This is a genomic window from Micromonospora sp. M42 (genome assembly GCF_000568915.1).
GTDB lineage: Bacteria > Actinomycetota > Actinomycetes > Mycobacteriales > Micromonosporaceae > Micromonospora > Micromonospora chalcea.
On the sequence record NZ_KK037233.1, the window covers coordinates 566686 to 574522 of the forward strand.

Genomic DNA, 7837 nt, shown 5'->3' on the forward strand with positions numbered 1-7837 from the left:
GGCCTTGCCGGCCAGGCCGACCAGGTCGAGCTGGGCGCGGGCGAGCGCCACCGCCTCGTCCTCGTCGAGCTTCTTCAGCTTGCGCAGCGCCAGCGTGATGTTGCGCAGCACGCTCAGGTGCGGGAAGAGGTTGAACTGCTGGAACACCATGCCGATGCGCTGGCGCAGCGCGTCCGGGTCGTCGCGCAGCACGCTGTGGCCGTCCAGCAGCACGTCGCCCCGGTCCGGCTCGATCAGCCGGTTGATGGTGCGCAGCAGCGTCGACTTGCCGGAGCCGGACGGGCCGATCACGCACGCGGCGCCGCCGCGCGCCACGTCCAGGTCCGCGCCGCGCAGCACCCGGTGCGCGCCGAAGGCCAGGTGCACGTCGCGGACGGCCAGGCTGACCGAGGTGGTGGTGGTCATCGCGGGTCCTTTCCGGACGGGGTGAGGTCGGCGGGCTCGGTGTCCGGCTCGGGCGGGGCGGCCGGGCGGCCCTGCCGCAGCCGCCGGTCCAGCCAGTTCACCGCGTGGGTCAGCGGCACGGTCAGCAACAGGTAGAACAGCCCGGCCAGCAGCAGCGCGGACTGGTTGCCGGTGTTCGCGGCGTAGTCCTGCCCGATCCGGAACAGCTCCCGCTGGCTGGCCAGCAGGCCGAGGAAGTAGACCAGGCTGGAGTCCTTGATCAGCGAGATGAGCTGGTTGACCCAGGCGGGCAGCACCCGGCGTACGCCCTGCGGGATGATCACCAGGCGCATCGCCTCGCCCCAGGAGAAGCCGAGCGCCCGCGCGCCCTCCAGCTGGGCGGCCTCCACGCTCAGGATGCCGGCCCGGAAGATCTCGCCGAGGTAGGCGGCGGCGATCAGGGACAGCGCCAGCACGCCCAGCGGATAGGGGTTCGGGCCCCAGACCTGCATGCCCAGCGGCGCCAGGCCGACGCCGATGAGCAGGATGGTCGCCGCGGCCGGCAGGCCGCGGAACACGTCGGTGTAGATCCGCGCCGGCCACCGCAACCACCGGGTACGCGAGATGCCGGCGACGGCCAGCAGCATGCCCAGCACCGAGCCGAGCAGGGCGGCGGAGACCGCCAGGGTGAGCGTGTTGGGCAGCCCGACGGTCAGCATCTCGGGCAGCGCCTCGCGCATCGACTCCCAGTCGAAGAACGTCTCCCAGAGGGTGCTCAGTGGGTCCATGTCCGCTCCGTCCGCCCTGCTCGTGCTCGGTTACCGGCTCAGGAGGCGGCCGACGGCGCCGGCGCCGCCACCGACCCGCTGCCGGGCTTGAAGTCGGCCGGGATCGGCCGTCCCGGGTAGTACTCGGCCTGCAGGCGGCTCCACGTGCCGTCCGCGATCACCTCGTCGAGGCCCTTGTTCAGCGCCTCGCGCAGCTTGTCGTTGCCCCTCGCCACGGCGAACGCGGTCGGGGTGGGGCTGAGCTGCTTCGCCGCGACCTTGATCTTGCCGTTGCTGTCGGCGGCGGACTTGTCGCCGATCTCCGCCGGGGCGATCCAGGCGTCCGCGGTGCCGGCCTTGAGCTGGTTGATCGCGCTGTTGTAGTCGGGCACCCGCACCGGGTCGAGGTTCTGCTTGGTGGCGTAGTCGTCCTGCACGGTGCCCTGCACCACCACCACGCGCTTGCCGGCGAGCTGGTCGAAGCCGGTGAGCGTGGAGTCGGCCGGTACGTCCAGGCCGAAGTAGCCGAAGTCGTAGCCGTTGCCGAAGTCCACTGTCTTCTTGCGCGCCTCGGTGATCGTGATCGAGGAGCTGCCCACGTCGAACTTGCCGCTGTTGACCTGGGAGAGCAGGGCGGAGAAGTCGGTGCCGACGAACTCCACCTTCAGGTCGATCTTGGCGGCCACGGCGCGCAGCAGCTCGTTGTCGAAGCCGGTGAACTTGCCGTCCTTCAGGAAGACGTTCGGCGGCGCGTCGGTGAGCGTTCCGGCGCGGATCACGCCGGGCTGGAGCAGGCCGTACGGGTTGTCGGCCGCGTCGGTGTCGTCGCCGCCGCAGGCGGTGAGCGCGGTGACGGCGAGCAGGGCCGCCGCGCCGACGGCGGCGGCACGGGTCAGGACGGTACGGAAACGCACGATGTCTCTCCAGAGTGGATGGACGCGCGGAGGTGCGCGTCGGCGCCGGCCCGCCGGACAGACGACCGGGCCGGAGAAGGGTGGATCGGGAAGAGGGGGGTGGCGTTCGCTCAGCGCGCGAGGCGACAGGCGTCGCTGCACACCCGCATCAGGTCGACGTGGCGGCGCTTGACCAGCGCGAAGCGGGCCGGGTACGCGGCGACGTCGCCGGAGGGGGTGGAGGGTGGTACGGACATCGGTCTCCCTGGTCTGGTGCTGACCTGGGTGCCAGGCCACGCTTGCACCGGCGGCTGCCGGTGCCTGGTCTTCACCCGGGGCACCCCACCGCGGAGGAGGGTTGCCGGCCAGCGAGCCGGGGCTTCGCGCTGGCGCTCATGACCTGCCCAGAAGGCTAGCAGCACCGCCGGGGCGGCCGTCCAGCGGTTATGACCACCCTCACGCGCGGCGCCTTACCGACGGGCCGGGACGACCGGCGCGTCCCGGCCGGTGCCGTGCCGCGACGGGCTGCGCTGCTCGTGGTAGTCCTGTTCCACGTTGACGGTCCAGACGTCGTGCTCCGCGCCGTGCGCGATGTTCTCCGCGGTCAGCATCGCGGTGAGCATCGAATGGTCGGCGTTGTTGTACCGGTGCATGCCGTTGCGCCCGACCGGGTGCACGTTCGGCACGTTCGCAGCAAGCCAGCCCCGGATGACGTCGACGTTGCGCTGGTACCGCTCGTCGTAGACCGGGTACGCCTTCGGCATCCGGACCACGTAACCGGCCTCCACGCAGCCGGGCTTGACCAGGCCCAGCCGCTCCAGCTCGGCGGTGGCGAACGCGACCAGCTCGGCGTCCGGCGTCCGCCACATCTCGTCGCCCTCGAACACGAAGTACTCCAGCCCCAGGCACGTCCGCCCGTCCTTGACCAGGTACGGCGACCAGGAGCCGAAGTTCTGGATCCGGCCCACCCGGGCCGCCGGGTCGTGCACGTAGATCCAGTTGTCCGGGAACGAGAACTCCTCCGGCACCACGAGCGCGACGGTCAGGAAGTCCCGGTACCGCAGGTCGTCGGCGGCGGCCCGCACCTCGGGCGGCGCCTCGGGCCGCATCGCCCGCACCAGCGCGGAGATCGGCATCGAGGAGATCACATGATCGGCCGGCTCGGTCCGCTCACCGTCCGCGTCGACGAGCGTCACCGCTGTCGCCCGCCGGGCCGCCGGGTCCCGCCGTACCTCGGTCACCCAGGCGCCGGTGCGTACCGTGCCGCCGCGTCGGGCGACCTCCTCGGCGCAGCGCTCCCACATCATCCCGGGGCCGTGCTTCGGGTACTGGAACTCCTCGATCAGGCTGGTCACGTCCGTGCGGTCGCGCCGGGGCAGCAGCGCGTTGCGCATCGCGGTGGCCAGCGACAGGTTCTTGATCCGCTGGGCCGCCCAGTCGGCCTGCAACTGGTCCGCCGGCATCCCCCAGACCTTCTCCGTGTACGTCTTGAAGAAGATCGAGTAGAGCCGCCAGCCGAACCGCGCCGACACCCACCCCTCGAAGTGCGACTGGTCCTTCGGCGGGCGCAGCCGGGCCCGGCCGTACGAGGCCAGACAGCGCGCCGCCTCCAGCAGGCCGAGGTTGCGCAGCGCGTTCCCGGCGCTGAGCGGATAGTCGAACAGCGCCCCGCGGTAGTAGATCCGGCTCATCCGCGGCCGGAGCAGGAAGTCCTCGTCCGGCAGGATCTCGTGCCAGAAGTCCTCGACCCGGGACACCTTGGTGAAGAAGCGGTGCCCGCCGATGTCGAAGCGCCAGCCCTCGCGCTCCACGGTCCGGCTGATCCCGCCGACCACGTCGTCGGCCTCGTAGACCCGGACCGGCTCGCCGTGCCGCAGCAGCTCGTACGCGGCGGTCAACCCGGCCGGCCCCGCCCCGATGATCACGGTTCCGTCGCCGTCACCCATGCCGTCCGCGCCCCCCGCCGCCAGCCTCCCGATGCGGCACCGCGCATACCCGTCCTGCCGCCGTCCTCACCTGCGCACCCACCCCGATGCGCCGCCCACCCCGCCCCGCCTCGCCCCGACCCGACCCGACCCGACCCGACCCGACCCCGTCGATCATGAAGTTGACGGCGTTTGGTGTCTGATTTGTCGCCGCCAACCTCATGATCGACGCGGGCATGGGGGCGTGCCGGACAGGTGTGTGGGCGGGCCGGACGGGGCAGGCCGGAGGGGTGTGGGCCGGACGGGTGCCGGCGGGGACGGGTGTGGGCGGGGGCGGACGGGGAATGCGGGCCGGGTTTCCGGCCGGGCCGTCGGCCAGGGGCCGACCGGTGGGAGCGCGATGACGGAGGAGCGGCGGGTCGATCCCGGTGGCGCGGCCGACCCCGAACGCGCGGCCGAATCCTTCCGCGCGGCCGAATCTGAACGCGCGGCCGAATCTGAACGGGCGGCCGGCCCTGCCGTCGGGGCGCGCTCCGGGCGTACCCGGTGGTGGTCGCGTGGAATCCGGGTCGTCCGCGGGGTGCCCGAGCCGTGGGGATTCGTGTTCGCCGTCTTCGTCGGCTCGAAGCTCGTGCTCAGCCTGCTCGGCGTGCTGGTGCTGGCCGCCTGGGACGGGGTGCCCGGCGCGCCGCCGGCCGGCGAGACCGGGATGCGGGAGCAGCAGGACGCGATCTCGTCGCACCGCTGGTTCTCGCTCTGGTTCGCCTGGGACTCGTTCCTCTACGAGCACCTGGCCCGGCTGCCACTGGACCGGCCGTGGCCGGACTTCGGCTTCCCGCTGCTCTATCCGTTCCTGGCCCGGCCGCTCGCGCCGCTGCTCGGCGGTCACACCGCCTGGGCTCTGCTGCTGGTCAGCAACGTGGCGCTGGTGGTGCAGCTCTACTTCGCGTACCGGCTGGGGGGCCGGCTGCTCGGCGGCGCCGCACCGGCCGACGGCCGGCGAGCGGTCCGGTACCTGCTGCTCCTGCCGACGGCGTTCCTGTTCCAGGCGGCGCTCACCGAGTCCCTGTTCGTCTGCCTGGCGCTGGCCACCTTCTGGTACGCCGAACGACGCCGCTGGCTGGTCGTCGGCGTGGTCGGCTACTTCCTGGCGATGAGCCGCTCCGTCGGCTTCTTCGTGGTGGCGCCGCTGGCGCTTGTGCTGCTCCGCCAGCACGGCTGGCGGGCCGGCCCGCGCGCGTGGCCGCGACTGCTGCGCGAGGGCTGGCCGCTGGTGCTGGTTGCCGGCGGGCTGGCTGACGTTCATGGCGTTCTGCCGCTGGCAGAGCGTTATCTGGTTCGCCTAACCAGCACGCCGCAGGAGACCGGCTGGGCGATCCGGTTGCAGAACCCCGTCGGAGGCGGTGTCCGCGCTGACCGGCGGCAACTCGGCCGACGCGCAGCGGGTGTGGATCGCGGTGGCGACGCTGGTGGTGGCGGTCGTCGGGCTGCGCCGCCGGGCCGACTGGCCGTACCTGGTCTACACGCTCGTCGTGGTGCTGGTGCCACTGTCGATGGGGCCACCGGTGTACAAGAGCCTCCTGCGCTACCTGCTCGCCGCGTTCCCGGTCGCGTTCGTGCTGGCCCGCTGGGCTCGCCGGCCCGGCCTCGACGGCTGGCTCACCGCCGCGCTGGCGCTGCTGCAGGGCGCGTTGTTCGCGGTCTGGCTCACCTACTGGACCCACCTGATCATCTGACGGCCGCCTCCGGCCCCGCCGCCCCGTCGTCCGGCGCTCCGCCCGGGCGGACCGCAGAATGGGCTGATGACCGATCGGCGGGTGACCCTGGACGACCTCGGCGCCTGGTTGATCAAGGGCAACGCGGACGCGGTGGACCTTACGGCCCGCTTCGCCGCCGACCCGCGCGTGAGCGGCTGGTGCGTCCACCCCGGCTACCGGGTACGCCTGATGCGCGCCGGCCAGCCGGTGGTGTTCTGGGCCAGCGGCAGCCGGGGCCGGACGCCGTACGGCGTCTGGGGCATCGGGCGGATCGCCGCCCCGCCACAGCCCGGCGCGCCGGGCGAGCCGTGGACCGCGCCGCTGGACCTGACGATCCTGGACGAGCCACTGCGGGTACGCCGCGAGGTGCTGCGCGCCGACCCGCGGCTGGCCGGGGCCGAGGTGCTCCGGCAGCCGCAGGCGGCGAATCCCTCGTACCTGACCGTGGCGCAGTTCGACGCGCTGTGCGCCTACCTGCCCGGCGACGGGGGCGGCTGACTCAGGCGGCCAGGGCGGCGGCGAGCCGCCGGGCCTCGGCGACCAGCCGGCTGCTGCCGCCCCGGGCCACCACGTCGGCCAGCCCTGGTACCTCGATCCGGACGCCCGTCGCGGTCGCCGCCTCCGCCGCCAGCGCGAGCAGGTCCGGCGTGCCCCGCGGTGGCGTCGGCCCGGCCAGCAGGGGCGGCAACGCCGCGGCGAGCAGCCGCCAGACGCTCAGCCGGGCGCCCGCCGCCAGCGCGTCCCGCAGCGGCGTGACGGCCCGGGTGAGGATCACCTGCCCCTGCGCCCCCATCTCGCCCAGATGCCCGCCCACCGCCGGCGCGTCCAGGTCACCGGCGGCGGCCAGGAGCAGCAGCGCGTCGAGCGCGGCGACCCGGTCCGCCTCGTGCCGGGCACACAGCCCGTACGCCACGGCCAGGTCCAGCGCCGGACCGCCCGCGCCTGTGCACTCGGCGAGCGTCAGCAGGACCGGCCCACGCCCGGCGAAGTCCTCCTGGGCGGCCATGGCCAGCTCGGGAAGGACCTGGGCGGCGACCACGCCCCGGTGGCCGGGCAGGACGGCCGGCCACAGGTGCCCGGCGTCGAAGATCCGGCGGCCGATCGCCGCCGGCCGCACAGTGAGCAGGCCGAACCGGTCGTCCACGTCGGCCGGTGGGGTGAGCGCGACGAGCCGCCGTCGTTCCGGCAACTGGTCGTAGCTCCAGTCGTAGCGGCCGGACCGGTCCCGCCGGCCCACCGTCACCACCTCCTGCACCGGCGCCGGCACGCCACCGCCGCGCAGCCAGGCCGCCAGCTCGACGCCGCCCGGCGTGCCGAGCGCCTCGGCGCGGGCCGCAAGCGGCTCGTCGACCCCGGCCGGCAGGCGCAACAACGCCTGCGTGTAGTCCCACCTCCAGTACGGCCGGTCGCCGAGCGCCGCCAGCCGCTCGTAGAGCACCTGCGGTTCGACCGCCCCGGTGGCCGAGGTGGGCGCGGACAACAGCCCTGGATCGTCACGGCCGTCCAGGCGCTGCCCGGCCTCGGCCAGCCGGAGGCGGTATAGCCACATCGGCGCGGGGCGGCCGGAGGCCACCGCGGCAGGCCCGCCACCAGCCGTAGCCAGCGTCGAGGCCCAGCCGTCGCGGCGCCGGGTGGCGTCCCCGATACGCGCGACGAACAGCAGCAGCCGGTCGATCTCGAACGAGGGGTCGGACCGGGCCCAGATGTGCTCGTACTCGGCCACCTCCTCCCGGCGCAGCACCGGCGCCAGCGCGACCTCGAGACGGTCGCGGTCACGGGTGCCCAGCCGCAGCAGCCCGTCCATGACCCGTTCCAGCACCGAGGCCGGCCACAGTCCGCGCAGTGTCGCCGCCACCTCCTCCACCAGCTCGTCCACGTCGGCGATCGGCGGTGGCGCGGCCGCTGCCGGCAGCGGCGGCGGCAGGTCGTCACGAGGCTCGGCCACGGTGGTGACCGCCTCTGGCCGGTGACCGTGCCGCGCCGCCAGCGCCAGCGCGCGCTCGCGCAGTCCGGCGTCCGGGTGACCGGCCGCCACGGCGAGCACCGCGCCGACCTCCGTGGCCTGATCCGGGTGCTGCCGGGCCAGCCGGTCGAGCCAGGTCAACTGTGCC

At 73.8% G+C, this 7837-nt stretch carries 7 protein-coding genes, 1 pseudogene and 1 riboswitch; of the genes and pseudogenes, 2 read left to right on the forward strand and 6 right to left on the reverse strand.

From position 1 onward, the window contains the following. The 5 genes from MCBG_RS33515 to MCBG_RS02160 form a co-directional block, all read right to left on the reverse strand. The coding region (locus tag MCBG_RS33515; RefSeq protein WP_043323454.1) for an ATP-binding cassette domain-containing protein at positions 1 to 405 on the reverse strand (405 nt) is incomplete at its 3' end. Then, positions 402 to 1172 (reverse strand): amino acid ABC transporter permease, encoded by a 771-nt coding sequence (locus tag MCBG_RS02150; RefSeq protein ID WP_043323456.1) that lies wholly within the window; start codon positions 1170 to 1172, stop codon positions 402 to 404. The genes MCBG_RS33515 and MCBG_RS02150, both read right to left, overlap by 4 nt. Positions 1173 to 1210: 38 nt before the next feature. Next, complete coding sequence (locus MCBG_RS02155) at positions 1211 to 2065, reverse strand: ABC transporter substrate-binding protein (RefSeq protein WP_043323458.1); 855 nt, start codon at positions 2063 to 2065, stop codon at positions 1211 to 1213. Positions 2066 to 2175: 110 nt separating this feature from the next. Beyond that, the gene (locus tag MCBG_RS34665) at positions 2176 to 2301 is read right to left on the reverse strand and encodes a hypothetical protein (protein WP_255358569.1); all 126 of its coding nucleotides are present in this window, start codon (positions 2299 to 2301) and stop codon (positions 2176 to 2178) included. A gap of 33 nt (positions 2302 to 2334) precedes the next feature. Further along, positions 2335 to 2445: riboswitch (SAM riboswitch) on the reverse strand. A gap of 69 nt (positions 2446 to 2514) precedes the next feature. Continuing rightward, a complete protein-coding gene (locus MCBG_RS02160; RefSeq protein ID WP_043323460.1) occupies positions 2515 to 3990 on the reverse strand; it encodes an NAD(P)/FAD-dependent oxidoreductase in 1476 nt (491 codons plus the stop codon). Between the two features lie 1382 nt (positions 3991 to 5372). Between MCBG_RS02160 and MCBG_RS33520 the strand changes: the two genes are divergently transcribed. After that, a complete protein-coding gene (locus MCBG_RS33520) occupies positions 5373 to 5705 on the forward strand; it encodes a hypothetical protein (RefSeq protein ID WP_223201007.1) in 333 nt (110 codons plus the stop codon). Positions 5706 to 5771: 66 nt separating this feature from the next. Next, positions 5772 to 6224, forward strand: a complete 453-nt coding sequence (locus MCBG_RS02170; RefSeq protein WP_043323461.1) for an EVE domain-containing protein — start codon at positions 5772 to 5774, stop codon at positions 6222 to 6224. A 1-nt stretch (position 6225) separates the two neighbouring features. Here MCBG_RS02170 and MCBG_RS02175 read toward each other — a convergent pair. Next, positions 6226 to 7837, reverse strand: a pseudogene (locus MCBG_RS02175) (hypothetical protein); the annotation flags it as partial.